Source organism: Brevibacterium sp. FAM 27836 (assembly GCF_051351055.1).
Lineage (GTDB): Bacteria > Actinomycetota > Actinomycetes > Actinomycetales > Brevibacteriaceae > Brevibacterium.
This window is the reverse complement of the sequence record NZ_CP195711.1, coordinates 3462937-3482444: the sequence shown is the minus strand read 5'-3', so window position 1 is coordinate 3482444 and position 19508 is coordinate 3462937. Positions and strand designations below refer to the sequence as shown.

13 protein-coding genes are annotated in these 19508 nt (G+C 62.7%); 8 read left to right on the top strand and 5 right to left on the bottom strand.

The window, feature by feature from the left end; genetic code table 11:
• Positions 1-8: 8 nt before the first annotated feature.
• The 4 genes from ACSE4D_RS15575 to ACSE4D_RS15560 all read left to right on the top strand — a co-directional run bounded on the left by ACSE4D_RS15575 (position 9) and on the right by ACSE4D_RS15560 (position 5755).
• Positions 9-1517: a PLP-dependent aminotransferase family protein gene (locus ACSE4D_RS15575; RefSeq protein ID WP_436326210.1), complete on the top strand. Its 1509-nt coding sequence runs from the start codon at positions 9-11 to the stop codon at positions 1515-1517.
• Between the two features lie 157 nt (positions 1518-1674).
• Positions 1675-3066 (top strand): aspartate aminotransferase family protein, encoded by a 1392-nt coding sequence (locus ACSE4D_RS15570; protein ID WP_436326209.1) that lies wholly within the window; start codon positions 1675-1677, stop codon positions 3064-3066.
• A gap of 10 nt (positions 3067-3076) precedes the next feature.
• Positions 3077-4168 carry a phosphotransacetylase gene (locus ACSE4D_RS15565; protein WP_436326208.1) on the top strand — a complete coding sequence of 364 codons (1092 nt, stop codon included), beginning with the start codon at positions 3077-3079 and terminating at the stop codon, positions 4166-4168.
• A 15-nt stretch (positions 4169-4183) separates the two neighbouring features.
• Complete coding sequence (locus ACSE4D_RS15560; RefSeq protein WP_436326207.1) at positions 4184-5755, top strand: APC family permease; 1572 nt, start codon at positions 4184-4186, stop codon at positions 5753-5755.
• A gap of 111 nt (positions 5756-5866) precedes the next feature.
• Here ACSE4D_RS15560 and ACSE4D_RS15555 read toward each other — a convergent pair whose 3' ends face one another.
• From ACSE4D_RS15555 to ACSE4D_RS15545, 3 genes are read right to left on the bottom strand one after another with little or no spacing between them, the layout of a single operon-like run.
• Complete coding sequence (locus tag ACSE4D_RS15555; protein ID WP_436326206.1) at positions 5867-7585, bottom strand: cobaltochelatase CobT-related protein; 1719 nt, start codon at positions 7583-7585, stop codon at positions 5867-5869.
• A complete protein-coding gene (locus ACSE4D_RS15550) occupies positions 7585-8535 on the bottom strand; it encodes an AAA family ATPase (protein ID WP_436326205.1) in 951 nt (316 codons plus the stop codon). The genes ACSE4D_RS15555 and ACSE4D_RS15550 overlap by 1 nt, the downstream gene beginning before the upstream one ends.
• Positions 8536-8573: 38 nt before the next feature.
• Entirely contained in the window at positions 8574-9398 is an 825-nt protein-coding gene (locus ACSE4D_RS15545) for an IclR family transcriptional regulator (RefSeq protein ID WP_436326204.1), read from the bottom strand.
• 205 nt (positions 9399-9603) lie between these two features.
• On the opposite strand from ACSE4D_RS15545, the gene xsc reads away from it, so the two are divergent.
• The 4 genes from xsc (at position 9604) to ACSE4D_RS15525 (ending at position 16097) form a co-directional block, all read left to right on the top strand.
• Positions 9604-11424 (top strand): sulfoacetaldehyde acetyltransferase, encoded by a 1821-nt coding sequence (xsc, locus tag ACSE4D_RS15540; RefSeq protein ID WP_436326203.1) that lies wholly within the window; start codon positions 9604-9606, stop codon positions 11422-11424.
• A 465-nt stretch (positions 11425-11889) separates the two neighbouring features.
• A complete protein-coding gene (locus tag ACSE4D_RS15535; RefSeq protein ID WP_436326202.1) occupies positions 11890-13149 on the top strand; it encodes an MFS transporter in 1260 nt (419 codons plus the stop codon).
• A 57-nt stretch (positions 13150-13206) separates the two neighbouring features.
• Positions 13207-14517, top strand: a complete 1311-nt coding sequence (locus ACSE4D_RS15530) for an ISL3 family transposase (RefSeq protein ID WP_426936723.1) — start codon at positions 13207-13209, stop codon at positions 14515-14517.
• Positions 14518-14777: 260 nt separating this feature from the next.
• Positions 14778-16097: an iron-containing alcohol dehydrogenase gene (locus ACSE4D_RS15525; RefSeq protein WP_436326201.1), complete on the top strand. Its 1320-nt coding sequence runs from the start codon at positions 14778-14780 to the stop codon at positions 16095-16097.
• Positions 16098-16314: 217 nt separating this feature from the next.
• On the opposite strand, the gene ACSE4D_RS15520 is transcribed toward ACSE4D_RS15525, so the two are convergent.
• Both ACSE4D_RS15520 and ACSE4D_RS15515 read right to left on the bottom strand, forming a co-directional pair.
• Entirely contained in the window at positions 16315-17196 is an 882-nt protein-coding gene (locus tag ACSE4D_RS15520) for a patatin-like phospholipase family protein (RefSeq protein ID WP_436326200.1), read from the bottom strand.
• 17 nt (positions 17197-17213) lie between these two features.
• Positions 17214-19229, bottom strand: a complete 2016-nt coding sequence (locus tag ACSE4D_RS15515; RefSeq protein ID WP_436326199.1) for an ABC1 kinase family protein — start codon at positions 19227-19229, stop codon at positions 17214-17216.
• Between the last annotated feature and the right edge of the window lie 279 nt (positions 19230-19508).

The window sequence follows — 19508 nt, the reverse complement described above, 5'->3', positions numbered from 1 at the left end:
GTGCCGATATGACTTCCCAGAACGGACGCTCCGAATCCACGCACGGCCCGCCGGCCCGGTCCCCGATCGAGATCTCGCTCGAGTCGAACGAGCCGCTCTACCGTCAGCTGCGCCGTGCGCTGGAACATCAGATCGTGTCCGGAGTGCTCAATCCCGACGTCGCGCTGCCGTCGTCACGTGACTTGGCAAACGAACTCGGGCTCTCCCGCAACACGGTCAACGCCGCGATCCAGGAACTCGTCGCCACCGGACTCATCGAAGCCCGCCCGCGCAGCGGGCACTTCATCAACACCACCCTGCTCGCCGACGGCCCGAAGAAGAACCACACGGCTCGGCTCTCCGACGGCTCCATCGACTGGGACTCGAAGATCCGCGCCATCCCGGACAGAAACCTGCCCGAGATCACGAAGACGAAGAACTGGCAGTCCTACCCCTACCCCTTCGTCGCCGGCCAAGTCGACCCCGAAGAGTTTCCCCGACTCGCCTGGGCCAGAGCCCTGCGCACAGCCATGGACCCCGAGCATCTGCCGTTCTCCGTCCGCGACGCCATCGACGAAGACGATCCCCTGCTCACCGATCTGCTGTGTCAGCGCGTGCTGCCCAGCCGCGGTATCCACGTCAATGCCGAGAATGTTCTCATCACCGCAGGGTCCCAACAGGGACTCGACCTCCTGGCACAACTGCTCGTCGGACCCGACACCACCGTCGGGGTCGAAGACCCCGGCTACGTCGATGCCAAACACGCCTTCACCCGCGTCGGCGGCGAACTCGTCCCCCTGCCCGTCGACGGCCAAGGCATGATCCCGCCCGAGGACCCGCTCGACCTCGTCTACGTCACCCCAAGCCACCACAGCCCCACGAACGTCACTCTCGACCCCTCCCGCAGACTGCAGCTGCTGACACACATGCGAGAGACGAACTCACTCATCATCGAAGACGACTACGACTCCGAGTTCCGCTACCGGGGCAAACCCACCCCTGCGCTCAAGGCGCTGCCCCACTCCGACCACGTCATCTACCTCGGCTCCTTCAGCAAGTTCCTCGCCCCCGGGCTGCGGCTGGGCTACATCGTCGCCGAACCCGAACTCATCGAGCGAATGCGCACCCACCGCCGCTACTCGATCCGCCACGTCCCCGGCCACACCCAGAGGGCCATGGCGCTGCTCATCGACTCCGGACAGTTCCACCGCACGATCTCCCGCCGCCGCACCCAGCTGCGGAGGAAATGGGAAACACTCACCAGCGCACTCGAGAAGCACCTGCCCTGGACCGTGCCCTTCCCCGCCGGCGGCGTGAGCGTGTGGGTCGAAGGCCCGCCGGAACTCGACGGCCGCGAACTGGCCGAAGAATGCCTGCGCCGAGGCGTGGTCATCGAAACCGGAGACCCCTTCTTCCTCTCCCCCGAATCCAATCTCAACTGCTTCCGCCTCGGCTTCGCCGCCATCGACCTCGACGCCATCGAACCCGGCGTCCGCCACCTCGGCGAGGCCATCGCCTCCCTCCTTCACCGTCCCTGAACTCTCAGCGACATCTGGCACCAAAGAACTCGCAACGGACTGGGACTTCATTGGGAACCAGATTGCCGAGAGAGTGATGACAAGCACACCAAAGACGGAGTGCCGGAGTCGGGACGCCTCGACGTACCGACCCAGTAAGACCGAATGGAGGGTTCGCGTGACGATCTCGGATTATGCAAATCGTGCCCAGCAGCATCTTTTCCCCCACTTCACCACCGGGAAGGTGTGGAACAACGACGATCTGCCGATCATCGTTGAGGGCAACGGGAGTTACCTCATCGACGAACGAGGCGACAAGTACCTCGATGGTCTGGCGGGCCTGTTCTGTGTGAACATCGGCCACGGACGACAGGACATCCCCAAAGCCGCCTACGACCAGATGAGCCGCCTGGCGTACTGGACGAACTGGGGCTCGGCCCACCCGGCCGCCGTAGATGCGGCGACGCGCATCGCCGGCCATGCCCCAGGCGACCTCGACACGGTGTTCTTCGTGAACTCCGGTTCGGAAGCCGTGGAATCGGCCGTCAAGTTCGCCCGCCAGTACCACCGCTCGCAGGGACAGCCCGAACGGACGAAGATCATCGCCCGCGACATGGCCTACCACGGCACCACTCTCGGCGCCCTCGCCGTCACCGGCATCCCTGCCTACAAAGAGCCGTTCGGCGAGCTCATGCCCGGAGTCTTCCACGTGCCCAACACCCTCGGCGAAGAAGTCCCAACAGGCGGCACCGCAGCCGATCTGCCCTCGATCCAAGCGATCAGGGAACTCATCGAACGAGAAGGCGGAGACACCTTCGCTGCACTGTTCGCCGAGCCCGTGCAGAACTCCCGCGGAGCACTGGTGCCACCGGCCGGCTACTGGCAGGAGCTGCGGAAGATCTGCGACGAGCACGGAATCCTCCTCGTCGCCGACGAAGTCATCACCGGCTTCGGACGGCTGGGCGAATGGTTCGGCTCGATCAAGTTCGATGTCGTCCCCGACCTCATCACCTTCGCCAAGGGCTCGACCTCGGGCTATCTTCCCCTCGGCGGAGTCATCATCCGCAAGCCCCTGGCAGAAGCGCTGCTCGACTCCCCCGATGCCGGGGTCTTCACTCATGGTGCCACGTGGGGCGGTCATCCGGTCGCGACCGCAGTCGCCACCGCGAACCTCACCGCGCTGGAGAACGAGAACGTTCCGGGCAACGTCCGCAGCCTCGAACCGTATTTCCAGAACGGACTCGACCGGATCACCGAGTCCTACCGGTCGATCAAGGAATACCGCGGGGCCGGCTTCTTCTACGCCATCGAGATGATGGCCGACCGGGACACGGGAGCCGAGCTCACGCCCGAAGCCTCCCAGTCCGTGCTCGGCGAGGTCATCCCCCAGGCGATGAAGGAGGTCGGACTCATCACCCGACCGGACAACCGCGGAGCCACGATGCTCGTGCTCTCACCGCCCCTGGTCGCCGACCAGGCCGTCCTCGACGATCTGCTCGCCAAGGTCGATCACGTCATGGGGGCTGTCGACAAGCACCTCGGCGTCTCGACGCTGTCGGCGGCGGTCTGAGGATCGCACGATGTTGAAGACACCGGCAGCACGCAATCAGAAGGACATCGTCACGGCACTTCCCGAGACCGGTCCCGACGATGTCGAGATCGATCCGATGCTGCTCGATCGAGTGCTCGGACTGTGCGATACAGGGACACGTCCCACCGTGGTTCTCGCGGAGTCCCACGACGATCGCCTCCTCCGTGCTGCCGGTGTCCTCGCCGAGGCGGGTCTGCGTCCCGTCCTCATCGGCGACCGCGACACGATCCTGCGTCGCGGCGAACGGCTCGGGGTGGGAACACTCGACGGATGGACAGTCGAAGACCCGGCCGCCCTCGCAGCCGGCGCCCCCGGCGAGCGGATTCGGCGCAGAGCGGAGCGAAAGCACCGCCACCTGCAGGAGCAGTGGCTCCACGACCCCGTCTTCCTCGCCGCCGCAGCCGTGGGAGAGGGCATCGCCGACGCCGCCGTCGCCGGTGCCGATCGCCCAACAGCCGATGTCATCCGGGCAGGGCTGGCGATCGTCGGTCTGGCACCGGATTCGTCTGTGCTCAGTTCCTCGTTCCTCATGAAGCTGTCCGATGGACGGTATCTGGGGTTCGGCGACTGTGCCGTCGTTCCGGTACCCGACGACGAGCAACTGGCCGCGATCGCCGTCGCCACCGCACGGACCTTCACCGCGATCACCGGGCAGACACCGTCGGTGGCGATGCTCTCCTTCTCCACCGCGGGATCGGCCCAGCACGCAGACATCGATACGGTCAGACTCGCGACACAGCGCATCCACAGCACCTGCCCCTCACTCGACGTCGACGGCGAACTCCAGTTCGACGCGGCGATCGTCGAATCGGTGGCGAAGTCGAAGGCTCCCGCCTCGGCGGTCGCCGGACACGCGAATGTGCTCGTCTTCCCGAATCTGGCCGCCGGCAACATCGGGTACAAGATCGCCGAGCGCCTCGCCGGCGCACACGCTTTCGGACCGCTCCTCCAAGGTCTGGCCGGTCCGATCAATGATCTCTCCCGCGGCGCGAGCGTGTCCGACATCGTCAACGTCGGACTCATCACGTGCCTGCAGGCACTGACCCCAACCACCACTGAACCCACGTTCACAGAGAAGTGACGAAAGTAAGGTGCCATGTCGAAATCAGCAGAACACCCAACACAGAATGCCGTTCCCGCACCCGCGGGTCTCGGGGACGGTGATCAGCCCGAGAGGATGGCGAAGACGCTCAAACCGCGTTGGGTCTTCGCGATCGCGCTCGGCTCCGCCGTCGGTTGGGGTGCCTTCATCCTCCCCACCGACTGGTTGGCGATGGGCGGGCCGCTGGGAACCCTACTCGGGTTCGCCATCGGTGCGAGCCTCATGCTCATCATCGCCATCAGCTACGGATTCCTCATCCGCACCTTCCCTGTCTCCGGAGGTGAACTGGCCTACGCCCTCATCGGCTACGGCAGAGTTCATGCCTTCTTCGCCGGGTGGTTCCTCACCCTCGGCTACGTCTGCATCGTCGCGCTCAACGCCTCGGCACTCGCCCTGCTGTTCCGCAAGATCATGCCCTCGGTGATGGAACAGGGCTATCTCTACACAGTGGCCGGCTGGGACGTCTATCTGCCGGAGATCATCATCTCCATCACCGCGCTCGTCGTCTTCGCCGTCCTCAACATCCGAGGGACTGCACTCTCGGGCCGCGTCCAGTTCTGGGCATGCGTGCTCATGATCATCGCTGTCTCAGCGATCATCATCTCGGTCGTGGCCAGCCCGACGACGAGCTTTTCCAATATGTCGCCGGCGCTGCCCGACGGCGTCAACCCGATTGCCGCAATCATCGCGATCGTCGCCATCGCTCCCTGGGCGTTCATCGGCTTCGACAATGTTCCCCAGGCCGCCGAGGAGTTCGACTTCTCTCCCGCCAAGGCGCTGCGTCTCATTGTGCTGGCCATCGTCACCGCCGCGGCTCTCTACATGGCGATGCTCGTCTCGGTCTCCATGGCCGAACCCTGGCAGGCACTGGCGAACTCCGGTTCCGCATGGGGCACGGCCGAGGCAGTCACCGGAGTCATCGGCGGCTCGGGTCTCTTCCTGCTGGCCGTCGCGATCACCATGGGAGTGAGCACCGGTCTCAACGGTTTCTACGTCTCGGCCAGCCGAGTCCTCATGGCCATGGGCCGTGCGCAGATGATCCCGCCGGTGTTCGCTCGTCTGCATTCGAAGTACAAGACACCGCACATCGGCATCCTCGCCGTGCTCATCGTCTGCCTCATCAGCCCATGGTTCGGGCGTGCGGCACTGACCTGGGTCGTCGACATGTCGTCGATCGGTGTGACGATCGCCTACCTCTACACCTGCCTGTGTGCTTTCCGGATCTTCCGCCCCACTCGTGAGGCACAGGATCCCGAGGCTCTGCCGGGCATGTATTCGACGACGAAGAAGATCTTCGCCGCTGTGGGTGCGGTCATCGCCATCACGTTCATGCTGCTCCTGCTCATTCCGGGCTCGCCCGGTGCGCTCGGCAAGGAATCCCTCATCGCCCTCGCCGTGTGGATCGTCATCGGAGTCGTCTTCTTCCTCTCACGCATCCGCCACAACAAGAAGCTCACCGATCATCAGGTCGATCGTCTCGTCCTCGGTGATGTCCGCCCGGCGGTCACCCGCTTCAGCGAGCGCGCGGCAATGCGTCGCGAAGGCCGCCTGGCGACTGAGGGCTGAGAACTCTATGGTCTGAGAACACTGAGGAAGAAGAACCGCATTCAGAGATCGGCCCGCTGCATCGAGCAGCGGGCCGATCGTCTGCGTGCTCAGCGGCTGAAGACGCCGGACTCAGTGGCCGAGGACGGTGCGGAGAGCATCGACGAGTGCACGCACCGTCGCCCCATCGCCCAAGTCGTCGGCATCGAGCTCGACACCGACGGGGTAGATGACACTCGGATCGGCACCAACACCCACGCCGACGACTCCCACGTCCCCTGCTCGTCGCAGTCGCGCGACGGTGGCTTCGAGATCACGGGCCAGATAGTGTTCGTCATTGGCGTCGCCGGTGGCTGAGTCGGCCGGCAGACCATCGCTGATGACGACCACCGCGGACTTCGCCGCCTGCTGGCTGCGCAGCCGGTCCACGGCCCAACGCAGGGCCTCGGCGTCGATGCCCTCCCGAAACAGGGAGGTCTTGAGCAGCCCGCCGAGGTGGGTCCGCGAACGGCGCCACGAAGACCCGGCCGCCTTGAGGACGATGTGATGGACCTCGTTGAGCCGGCCGGGATCAGCGGGCGAGCCCGCCTTCTTCCAGGCCCGGCGCACCCGGCCGCCGCTCCAGGCATTGGTCGTGAAGCCGAGGACCTCCGTGCTCACGCCCAACCGATCGAGCGCAGTGACGATGACGTCGAGCAGCGCCCCGAGCCGACGGGCATGGGGTTTCATCGACCCCGAGAGGTCGAGCAGGAAGGTCACGGCACAGTCCGTCTCGCTGCGCTGCGAGCGCCCACGGAAGACCCGAGGATCCCCGGGCGAGGTGAGCAGCCGTGTCAGACGTGAGGGATCGAGGAGGCCTTCGTCGGCGTCGACGGCCTCATGGGCTTCACGGACAGCGTCGACGACGTTGTGCAGGCGGGTGACGACAGGCGCGAGAGGCACCGCACGCCGCGCTGTCTCCTCGGCGATGGCACGGCGGCCGCTGCGCAGGCTCTCGTACCTGACGAGGTCGGTGATGTGGGAGGTCCGGTCGAAGCCGGTGTCCCAGGCCCGGTAATCCCGGGCGAGATGCAGTCGGCCGTTGGCCGTCTCTCCGGCGGGGGCGAACAGCTCCTCAGCAACATCGAAGACCAGCGGCAGGCTGGCGCTGACCCGGCGCTCACGGGCACCCGACCGCGTGCTCTCTCGCTCTTCGAGGGCGGTGATCCGGTCGGCCACGGTGCGTGCCAGCTGTCGGGCCACCTCGGCGAAGGCGGACTGATCGTGCCGTGTCTCCTGCAGGCGAGGCAGGAACGGCCCCAGATCGGCAGAGATCTCGAACCGGGATTCCTCGATGAGGTCGGATTCTGAAGGGGTGATCGGCTCTCGGGTCAGCGTTGCTCGGACGACGAGGATGACGGTGAACAGGAGCATCCCCAGATGCGTCTCATGGAGTCGGCTGCGAAGGAATTCGCTGCGCCAATCGGTCTGGCGCAGCGCCAGATTGCCGCGCACACCTGACTGCACGGCCAAGGACTCGCACCGATACTGTTCGAGGATCTCGACAAGGAGGCGTTGCTCTCTGGCCTCGGGCAGCGCTGCGCGGTGGGCATCGAGGTCGCTGAATCTGTGGCGAACGGCCATCGCGTCGGTGGCTCCGCGCAGCGAGTCGAGACCGGAGGTGTGGGGATCTGGGTAGAGGTGAGGGGCGTTCATCGGCAGCGTTCCCCGCACATCGACCGGGCGGTGCGCCCACAGGTCGACTCCGGGATCGCCGCTGAGCGCCCGGAACACAGAGGCCAGACGCCGCTCCAGCACCGTCTCGTCCCGCTGTGAACGCTGCTGGGACGGAACCGAACTGCGGCCGGTCATCAGCTGGCCGTCACGACGTCTCTGACGACGATCTCATCGCCGAAGCAGCGCTGATAGAACTCGGCGACGAGAGGATGCTCAGAGGGATCGCAGCGATTGAGGAATGAGAAGCGGAAGGCCAGCTCGACATCGCCGAAGATCACCGAGTTCTGCGACCAGGAGATGACCGTCCGCGGGGACATGAGCGCTGAGACGTCGCCGGCGGCGAATCCGTCCCTCGTCAGCGCCGCCACCTCGATCATCGTTCTCACGGTGTCCGCGCCGAGGGTCTCTGCCGCTGCTGGCACCTGCCCCATGACGACTCGGAATTCGTCGTCGGGGTCGAGGTAGTTCAGCGAGGCGATGATGTTCCACCGATCGAGCTGAGCCTGGTTGAGCCGGTTGACGCCGTGGTAGAGGCCGTTGATGTTGCCCAGTCCGACGGTGTTGGCCGTGGCGAAGAGCCGGAAGTTCGGGTGGGGGCGGATCACCCGGTTCTGCTCCGTGAGTGTGAAGAGACCGTCGCGTTCGAGCAGACGTTGGATGATGAACATGACCTCTGGGCGGCCGGCATCGTATTCGTCGAAGACGAGAGCCATCGGCCGAGTCAGCGCGTAGGGGATGACTCCCTCTTCGAAGGCCGTGCGGGGCTGACCGTCTTCGATGACGACCTGGTCCTTGCCCACGAGGTCGGCACGCGAGATCTGCCCGTCGAGGTTGACGCGCATGAGCGGCCAATTGAGGCGGGCCGCGATCTGTTCGATATGAGTCGACTTCCCCGTCCCGTGCAGTCCTTGGACGAGCACTCGGGAGCCGTGGGCGAAGCCGGCGAGGACCGCTCGAGTCACCTGCGGGTCGAACCGATAGTTCTCATCGATGCTCGGGACCAGTTCGCTCTCGCCGTCGAGAACGGGAACGGGCATGTCCGCATCGATGCCGAAGAGGTCTCGAAGCGTTGATTTCTCGGCCATTTGCGCCGTCCTTTCGCAGTCCGTGTCAGAGGGGGTGGTCAGGCCGAGGACTCGGCCGCATCGTCACGATCGATCTCGTCGAGGACGGCCATGCGCTGCGCGGCCGCCTGCACCACCGGGAGGAGTTCGACCAGGTCGTCGATCGACTTCCGCAGCACGGGGGCCTGGATCGCCAGCGCCTGATTCGACCGACCGACGTCGGTGGGAATGAGCACCGCCAGGCAGACGAGGCCTTCCAGATACTCCTGCCGATCGAGGGCGTAGCCGAGTTCCCGAACCGAATCGAGTTCGGCATCGAGCGCCTCGGGGTCGGTGACCGTGTTCGGCGTGAAGGCGGTCAGTTCCGCACTGGTGAGAAGCCGCCGCCGAGGGGTGTCTCCATATTGGGAGGTGATCACCTTCCCGCTGGCCGAAGCATGGATCGGCACCCGACTGCCGGCTTCGAGGTGGACTCGCAGCGGGTGCGAAGTCTCGACTCGATCGAGGTAGATGACGTCGTTGCCCGAGACCGCTGTGAGGTTGCAGCTCTCACCGATCTCCTCGGACAGCTGAGACAGGATCATCCGCCGTGCTCCCTGCCGGGAGTCGTTGAGCAGGACGTCCTCGGCCATGCGCCGCAGCCGAGCGCCGGTGCCGTAGTGTCGTCCGTCGCTGTGCCGCATGAGCAGTCCGGCGCCCTCGAGCTGCTGGAGCATGCGATGCAGAGTCGGTTTGGGCAAACCGGTCTGGACGACCAGGGACTGAAGGGTGAAGATCTGATCGCGAGTGGAGATGAACTCCAGCAGGGACACCAGCCGCAGCGCGGGGGTCTCACCGTCGAGAAAGGCCCGATCATCAATCGTCGGCTCAGTCAGATCGTCCATGTGTCTCGCCCTCTCAGCCCATTCGAGCATCGCCGCCCAATTCGTCAAGTTCCATATTATCGTACCAAACGAAATCTTTTTCGGAACTTCGTTGACACTGCGGAAGACGATCACTAGTGTCGCTAGTGTTCCGCTTTTCGAAGTGAAATGAACACAAATTCGAGACCACAAAGCAGTGGTCCTACGACGAACAGGAGACGTTGCGATGACGGAACTGGCCGATCGAACCAACAAGACGGCGCTGAGCGAGGCCGCTAAGCCGCAGAAGATCACCTCGTCCGAAGCCTTTGTCGAAACGATGGTCGCCAATGGCGTCACCGACATCTTCGGCATCATGGGCTCGGCATTCATGGATGCGATGGACATCTTCGCCCCCGCCGGCATCGATTTCATCCCCGTGGTCCACGAACAGGGTGCCGCACACATGGCCGACGGATACGCTCGCGCCTCGGGTCGACACGGAGTCGTCACCGGCCAGAACGGACCGGGCATCTCGAACTGCGTGACGGCCATCGCGGCCGCCTACTGGGCGCACTCACCGGTGGTCATCGTCACCCCGGAAGCGGGAACGAACTCGATCGGCCTCGGCGGGTTCCAGGAGGCCAACCAGCTGCCGATGTTCCAGGAATTCACGAAGTACCAGGGTCATGTCAGCAACGCGGCACGCATGTCCGAGTTCACCGCCCGCTGCTTCGACCGGGCGAAATCGGAGATGGGCCCGACCCAGCTGAACATCCCCCGCGACTACTTCTACGGCGAATGCTCTCCCGAGATCCCGCAGCCGCAGAAGATCGACCGCGGCGCCGGCGGAGCCGAGAGCCTGGAAGAAGCGGCCACGCTGCTTGCCTCGGCGAAGAACCCCGTCATCGTCTCCGGCGGCGGCGTCGTCATGGCCGATGGGGTGGATGAGTGCATCGCCCTGGCCGAACGCCTCGGCTCGCCGGTGGTCAACAGCTACCAGCACAACGACTCCTTCCCGGCCAGCCACCCGCTGTGGGCAGGACCTCTGGGCTACCAGGGTTCGAAGGCGGGCATGACGCTGATCAATGAGGCCGATGTCGTCCTCGCACTCGGCACCCGGCTCGGACCGTTCGGCACGCTGCCCCAGTACGAATTCGACTACTGGCCCACGAACGCCAAGATCATCCAGGTCGATGCGGACCAGAAGATGCTCGGCCTGGTCAAGAAGATCGACGTCGGCATCTGCGGTGATGCCAAGGCCGTGGCCGAAGAGCTCCTGGCCAAGCTCAACGACCGCGATGTCGCCTGCGACTCCACAAAGGATCAGCGCGCACAGCTCATCCGTGCCGAGAAGGAGGCCTGGGAGGCCGAGCTCGACTCGTGGACCCATGAGCGTGACGAGTTCTCCCTCGACGCCATCGACGAGGCGGAGCGGGAAGAGGGCAATTGGCTCCACCCCCGTCAGGTTCTGCGTGAGCTCGAGAAGGCGATGCCCGCCGACGTCATGGTCTCGACCGATATCGGCAACATCAACTCGGTCGCGCACAGCTACCTGCGCTTCGAGCGTCCGCGCAGCTTCTTCGCTCCGATGAGCTTCGGCAACTGCGGCTACGCCCTGCCGACGATCATCGGTGCCAAGCGCGCAGCTCCGGAGCGTCCCGCCATCGCCTATGCCGGAGACGGTGCCTGGGCGATGAGCATGGTCGAGGTGCTCACCGCAGTCCGCCACGATATCCCAGTCACCGCGGTCGTCTTCCGCAACCGGCAGTGGGGCGCGGAGAAGAAGAACCAGGTGGAGTTCTACGGCCACCGCTTCATCGCCGGAGAGCTCGACAACGGTGAGAGCTTCGCCGCGATGGCCGAGTCGATGGGCGCCGACGGAATCGTCGTCGACCAGCTCGACGAGGTCGGCCCCGCACTGCAGAAGGCCGTGGACGCTCAGATGAACGAGGGCAAGACCACCGTCATCGAGGTCATGTGCACCAAGGAACTCGGTGATCCCTTCCGCCGGGACGCACTGCGCAAGCCGGTTCGGACTCTGGACAAGTACAAGGATTACGTGTGAGAGTCTGACCCCTCAGGAGTCTGGGCTGTGATGGTTTTCGGGCACCGACGGCGCTTGCGCTTCGGTGCCCGAATGCCCTCCGGTACATTCGACATCCTGTCCCCGGATCGCAAAGGTGCCCTCAATTGTGGGGCCACCACCTCCGCCGGCCGCGGCAACCATATATCGTGACCGATTCCCTGCCACAGCCTTATCAGAACATCATTCGCAGAGCCATCCTGTTGTTGCTCTCGCAGCCCCGCTTCGTCTGCGGGTCGAGCACCGGCGGCGATCCTAGACGAAGTCGGAGCAGTCGGGCCAACTCATAACGACCAGCAGCAGTGCAAAGAGGCACTTCATAACGACGACTGGCGTTGGCTCCCCCACACTGTTCCATCTCGAATTGGAGAACGTGACATGCAACAGGACCAAGCAACTGACCCTGAAAACCTCCGACAGACTGACTTGACTGTGAACACTCACCGCGTGACCAAGAAAGACGTTCGAACAGCGGTGTCATCGTCGACAATCGGCACAACCATCGAATGGTACGACTTCTTCCTCTACGGAACGGCTGCAGGCCTCGTATTCGACCACCTGTATTTCCCAACCGGTGACAGCATCATCGGGCTGTTGCTATCTTATGGAACTTTCGCTGTGGGATTCTTGGCCCGCCCGCTGGGTGGATTGTTCTTCGGCCACCTAGGTGACCGGATAGGGCGAAAGAAGACTCTAGTTACCACTATGTACATCATGGGCATCGCTACGTTCTTGATCGGCGCGATTCCCACGTATGAGCAGATCGGAATCTGGGCACCCATTGCCCTCATCCTCTTGCGGATCGCTCAGGGCATCGCGATCGGCGGCGAATGGGGAGGCGCAGTGCTGTTGAGCGTCGAGTACGCGCCTAAGACCAGGCGAGGGTTCTTCGGCAGCTTTCCTCAAATGGGTCTTGCCTTCGGTCTCTTGTTGGGCACGGGCGCATTCACGCTACTCAACCTCTCCATGTCCGACGAAGCCTTCCTCTCGTGGGGGTGGCGCATTGCCTTCTTCTTCAGCGTTCTGTTGGTCATTGTGGGGATCTATCTCCGCACGAAGATTGCCGAGACTCCAAGTTTCCGTGCCGCGCAGAAACAAGTCGAAAGCGTAGAGCGCAAAATACCCCTCGCCGAGTTGCTTAAAGACCGACTGTCGCGCAGGCATCTATTGCTGGGAATGGGCACCCGCTACGCCGAGGGAGTTGCATATAATCTTTTGGCGGTATTCATCATTACCTTTGCTACCGGCACGGCAGGATTTTCGCAACTCGAAGTTCTGTTGTCACTCATGATCTCGGCGGTCGCTTTGGCAGTCTTTATTCCGGTGTGGGGCCGAGTTTCGGACGCAATACCGCGTCGTATCGTTTTCGGCAGCGGAGCATTGATTCTCGTCGCGATCGTCTATCCAGCATTCTGGGCTATTCAATTGGGTTCGTGGTTGCTGCTCACAGGCGTGCTAGTCGTCGCTCTTGGCGTAATATATCCGCTGATGTACGGCTCAATGGCAGCATTTTATGCCGAGCTGTTCCCACCTGCGACCCGGTACAGTGGAATTTCAATTGTCTATCAAGTGTCCGGAATCTTTGCTTCCGGCATGACTCCCTTCATACTTACCTGGCTTCTTGGCGGCTTCGGCCTTAATGCGGCTCTTCGTAATCGAGAGTGTGGGTCAGGGATTTTCAGACACGGCGAGTCGCTGCTCAGATAGGCGTCGAGGTCTTCCGATGATGGAAGTTCTCACACCGTCCATCCGAAAGACCTCGACGTGGCCAAGCCTACTTTCTCGACGCCTGACCTCACGACCTTCTGCAGACTCAATGACCTCGATCTGACCTGCACCGGCCAACACATCACCGGGCACAAAGCCATTCTGGAATGCCGTCCAAACACTGCTGATGACTGGTGCCGACGATGTGGTGGTCACGGGATCGTTCGCGATACCGTCGTCCGCCAGCTGGCCCACGAACCTTTCGGCCACCGACCAACCACGCTTCACATTCGCCTCCGCCGTTACAAGTGCGTCGAGTGTGGCCGCGTCTGGCGTCAAGACACCACAGCTGCGGCGCCACCACGAGCGAAGATCTCGCGAACCGGCCTCGACTGGGCGTTGCGTGCTCTCGTGATCGATCACGACACCGTGTCCGTCATCGCTGCGAAACTCGCCGTGTCCTGGCACACCGCGAACTCCGCCGTCCTCGCCGAAGGTCAGCGGTTGTTGATCAACGACCCGACCCGTTTCGACGGGGTCAGCGTCATTGGTGTCGACGAGCATGTATGGCGGCACACCCGGCGTGGTGACAAGTACGTCACCGTCATCATCGACCTCACCCCGATCAGCGAGGGAACAGGCTCGGCACGTCTGCTCGACATGGTGGCTGGCCGTTCGAAGCAGGTGTTCAAACAATGGTTGAAAGACCGACCGAAAGAATGGCGTGAGGGCATCGACGTCGTCGCGATGGACGGATTCTCCGGCTTCAAAACAGCCTCAGCTGAGGAGCTGCCCGACGCTGTCGAAGTCATGGACCCCTTCCACGTCGTCAAACTCGCCGGTGATGCCCTCGACGAGGTACGTCGCCGAGTTCAGCAGGAGACAACCGGCCATCGCGGACGAGCAAAGGACCCGTTGTACCGGGCAAGAAGAACTCTTCACACGGGCAGCAGCTTACTCACGACCAAGCAGCAGGAAAGAATCGCGAACCTCTTCGCTGACCCGAACTTCACCGAAGTCGAAGTCACCTGGGCCGTCTACCAAGACATTGTCAGCGCTTACCGAACCGCGGACCGCAAAGAGGGCAAGAGACTCTTGCAAACGGTCATCGACGCCCTGACAACGAATCTGCCACCCGAACTTGTCGAGCTCAAACGGTTAGGACGAACGTTGAAGCGTCGAGCTGCTGATGTGCTCGCATTCTTCACCCGACCGGGAACGTCGAACGGTCCCACTGAAGCGATCAACGGCAGACTCGAGCATCTACGCGGGTCCGCGCTGGGATTCCGCAACCTCACGCATTACATCGCGAGGTGTCTGCTCGAGTCCGGTGGCTTCAGACCGGTTCTACACTCTCAATTACGATGAGCCCTTAATGCTGCATTGACCTATGTGGTCTTCTCCTGCGCAGTAACTCTCGCTTGCACGTGGCTGATCCGCGACCGCGACGTCCGTGCCATCAGTGATTTGGAAAGTGACGTGACTGTTGATGGTTCGTAACAGGAAACCAATCTGGACGAACGAACAAACAACCTGTCGCATGAGTTTGGCCCCTCCGATAGATTTTAAATGAACGATAAATACAAGAACTAACGATACGAGATACTAGCGAGAATGGAATGGGACCTATGTCAGAGCTTGAATATAACCGACTGTTTGCGGGATTCCGCGCGCCACGAGAGATCATCTTCGGTACAGGTCAGCGTCATAGCCTGCCGAAAATCCTCAATACCCTCGGCACCCGAGTCTTCTTCTGTGTTGATCCATCGATGGTCACGCACCCGGAAGTGAACACACTGCTGAATAACGTTGCCGACAGCGGCATTGAAGTGGAGATATTTTCTGACGTCTCGCCGGAGCTGCCCATGGAAGACATCGCCGCTGCCGTGTCGGCTGCCAAGAGGCATTCGACAGACGCGGTAGTGGCAATTGGCGGAGGTTCGAGTATTGACCTGGCAAAACTTGTCTCGTGCTTGCTCGCCCACCCGGGGGATGTCAAACAGTACTTCGGAGAGTTTGCAGTCCCAGGCCCTATTCTCCCGATAGTGGCAATTCCAACGACAGCTGGAACTGGCTCAGAGGTCACCCCGGTCGCAGTGATGACAGATACTGATCAAGGCGTGAAGGCAGGAGTTTCGAGTCCCTATCTGATTCCTACAGTGGCACTCTGCGATCCCGAGCTGACACTTACCTGTCCGCCCTCGGTAACTGCAGCTTCCGGTGCCGATGCGCTCACCCACTGCATAGAGTCGTACACCGCCATCAGGAGAGACAGGCACCCCGATCTCTTGGCAAGCCGCGTAGCTATAGGGCAGAGCAAGCTCACAAGCTCTTTGGCCCTTGAAGGAATTCAGTCCATCAGCGAAGGGCTCCTGCGGGCTTATCGGGAACCGGATTCGCTGCATGCGCGCGCACAAGTGATGTACGGCGCACTCCTCGGTGGACTGGCTTTCGGCACTGCGGGCAACGCCGCCGCTCACGCGCTTCAGTACCCAGTCGGAGCTGCTACACGTACACCACACGGAGTCGGAACCGGACTGCTCATGCCGTACGTCATGGAGTACAACCGTCAGGCTCGAATTCCGGAATACGCAGAGATTGCGAGGACCATCGGAAGATGTGTGATTGCAGACGACGTTTTGTCAGCGAGTGTCTCGGAAGCGGATCATGCGCTCATCCTCGCTGACAGCAGCGGAACGAATGCAGGCGAAAACCGCGAAGAACAACTAGCGGCCGCAGCACCCCGTCTCGTGCAGCTATATCTGTCCGGAGTAGAAATTCCCAGTGCTCTGAGCCAGATCGGCTTCGATCCCACCACGATTGGGTTGGCCGCAGAGAAGGGGGTCGCCTCCAAGCGGCTCTGCGACAACAATCCCGTTTTGCTCGATGCTTCAGGAGCAGAGTCAATTCTGCAAGCTGCAATGAGTGGTCGTTTGTCTCTGGGGTGAGATTGCCTGTTACCGCACCTGGGGTTCCATCGGGCGGAGAGACTAGCCGCGCTGTCTTTCAGAGGTTAGTCGACCGTCCGATGGGCGTCTGATTCCCTGTCGCGCTGTGGAGCCTGCGGTGATGTTCTTGGTGGAACCATGCAGGAGCAGAAGTAGGCGACGTTTCCACGGAATCGAGCGGCGAAGAGCTGCTGGCGGTCTCGCAGCGGCCCGCGGATCACACCCCGAGGAACTCGCGGATCGCCGGCATCTCACGCCGGGATTGGGAGAGGCCCATGCGATGGGCCGCGGCGAGCCGGGAGAGATCTCGGGTGCCGTTGTCGACCGACATGCGCTCAGGAGCGAAGACATGTGCCTTACCCTCCTGCTCGAGGGCGAAGATGCGTTCGCGTGTCTCGTTGTACCGCTTCCAGCGAGTCAGCAGAGCATCGCCGAGTGCGGGATACCGGCGGAAGATGCTGCGATAGAGCGTCGGGAAACGCTGCGGAGCTTTTTGGTAAGAGCGCTCCTGCGTGAGGATGACGACGAATTTCTCGAATCCCTCGCGCTGGGCCTGGCTCAACGCGATTCCGCCGTCTTCGCCCATCGCACCGTCGACATACACGTGCCCATCGAGATGGACCGGCGGCATCAGCCCCGGCATCGTCGATGACGCCCGGACTCTGATCATAAGGTCGTCGATATGCGGGGTGTCCTTCTTGGACCACACCACGTCATCACCGGATTCCGCGTCGAAGGCGATGACCCGCATGTCACCGGCACTCGCCTGGAAGGCGTCCCAATCGAACGGCAACGCCTCATTGGGTCCGCCGGCCTGCTGATAGATGTATTCGGCGTTGAACATGCCCTGGCCGCGAGCAAAATATCGCAGTCCGCCGAACTGCTCATCGGCCGCGAACTCGACGAACGACCGGCGGGCTCGCCACGCATCATCGGACAGGTAATTCACCGTGTTCGAGGCGCCCGCACTGATTCCGGCGACCCAGTCAAAGGACAGACCGGCCTTGAGCAGAGTGACGACCATGGCGCTGGTGAGCGAGGCCCTCATTCCACCGCCTTCGAAGATGAGTGCGGTATCGCTGATTCGCGTCGACTCCACCGGCTCCGTCACCTGATCTAACCCAGCCCTTCCCACATCATTCGCTGTCTGAGCGCTGGTGCGAGGACAAGCGCTGCGATCACACTACCAGCCAGTAACACCCACGCGCCGAAGTAGGTGAAGAGTTTGAGCTCCGGGGCCAGCGGCGGGCCGAAGTCGGCGGCCATGAGGATCACCCCGCCGAGGATCAGCGCGGTCGAGACAATCACCTGGATGAACTGCTCCACCGTGGACACAAGCAGATTCTTGATCGTCGAAATGTTCAATCCTGACGTACCGACATCGAGGGTTCCGTCCTGCAGGTGCCCGGCGATGCGGGAGAGCTGACCCGGCAGCTCGGCGAGCTGCGGGGCAGTTGCCGCCGCGTAGAGTGCCAGCTCCTGCCGGTCGACTCCCAGTCCCCCGACTTCGCGAAGCAGCATCCGCCCGTTCTGCGTCACCAGCGCGAGGAGGTTGAGTTCCGGTACCAGCCTGGTGATCGACCCTTCGAGAGTGCTGATCGCCCGGAACGCTGTGGCCACCGAGGCCGGCATCGGGAACCCGAAGTCGACGACGAAGTCGATGAGCTCTCCGAACAGCGCCGCCGATGTCGATCCGGGCAGTCCGTCACCGTATTTGAGCATGATCTGCCCGATCTCACGCTGCAGCTCCCGCAGGTTGACATCACTCGGCGTGCCGAGGAGTTCAAGGATCGCCGCCGTCGCCGCCTGCGAATTCTGCGAGTCGAAGGCCATGAGCAGCAAAGCGATGGCTCGCCGGTCACGCTTATCGATGCGGCCTACGGCACCGAAGTCGACGAGGCCGGCGCGACCGGCCGAAGAGATGACGATATTGCCGGGGTGGAGGTCGGCATGGAAGATGCCCTTGCCGAGGACCTGGCGGACGACCATGAGGAAGAGGTCTTGGGCGATCTCTCTGCGCGCGATGTCGGAGAGGCCGTCGACCACCTCGGCGGCGTGGGACAGCGGTGACCCCTCGACGAGGTCCATGACGATGACGTATTCACCCGACAGTTCTTTGTACACGTGGGGAATATGAACGGTCGAGTCGGTCCCCGTACTCGACCGTCCGGTCTCGTCGGCCATCCGAAGCGCCTCGATATGGGCGAGTTCCCCGCGGTAGTCGAGTTCTCCCTGCAGCGAGTCGACGAAGCTACGGGCGAGTTTCCCGATGCCGATCCTCTGTGCCCAATCTGTGGTCCGCTCGAGCCGTTCGGCGAGGGTGAGGACGATATCGCAGTCGGCGCGGACCTGTTTGCGGATCTTGGGGCGCTGCACCTTCACCGCCACCGCCCGGCCCTCGAAGGTCACCGCACGGTGGACCTGAGCGACCGAGGCGCCGGCGAAGGGGACTTCGTCGAATTCGGCGAACACCTCGGCGACGTGGCGGCCCCATTCGGCCTCCAGCTGGTCCTTCACCTCGGCGAAGGGAACGGGTTTCACCCCGGCTTGCAGAGTGGAGAACTCTTCGACGAATTCATGCGGGATCATATCTCCGCGAGTGGCAATGAACTGGCCGAGTTTGATGAAGGTCACGCCGGAGGCGGCCAGGGCATCACGAGTGGTCGAGGCGATCTCGCGCAGGGACACCCGCAATGTCGGGATCCTCGGCTTGAGGTAGCGCGAGAGCCCGAACTTGATGAGGATCTTCTGGATCTGCGCGAGTCGGTTGAGACGGCGATACCACGTGGGAATCTTCGGCGCATTTCGGATGAGCGAGCTCAGCGTGCCCGAAGGCATGACCAGTTCGATCGCGAGGAGGACGAACATCTGAATGACGATGAACCAGGCGAAGAGCAGCAGGAAGACCATGATGGCCGGGAAGCTCATGTCGAGGGTCGGATAGTATCCGCCTGCGGAGATGCCGAGCATCTTGTAGGCCTGGAGGGTGATGGGCCAGATCGAGAGGCCCATGATGAGAGAGACGATGGTGTTGCGGGCGGCCCCGGTGCCGGTGAGCATCATCCGCCGGACGAGGAATCCGACGATGAGCGCGCTGAGGACGCCCAGTCCGATGGTGTAGAGGATCGTCACCCGTTCAACCCTTCTCTCGTCCGATTAGACTCGCCGAGGTGGAGCATCGTTCGGCGCGCTCGCTGCACCCTGCCCCGGCGTGGTGTGCCACGGTTCGACACCGTCACCAGCCTAGTAGATCAGGTAGGGCTGAGATTGAGAGTTTGCGGGGTAGCGCCTCGTGAAAGCGAAAGAGGCCGATTACTCTCGACTCTTTGACTCATCTATCGCATGGCACCCGAACCGGACCGGACCCAGAGATTCTCTCCATGCGAGTCGAGGAGGTTCCGATCAACTATC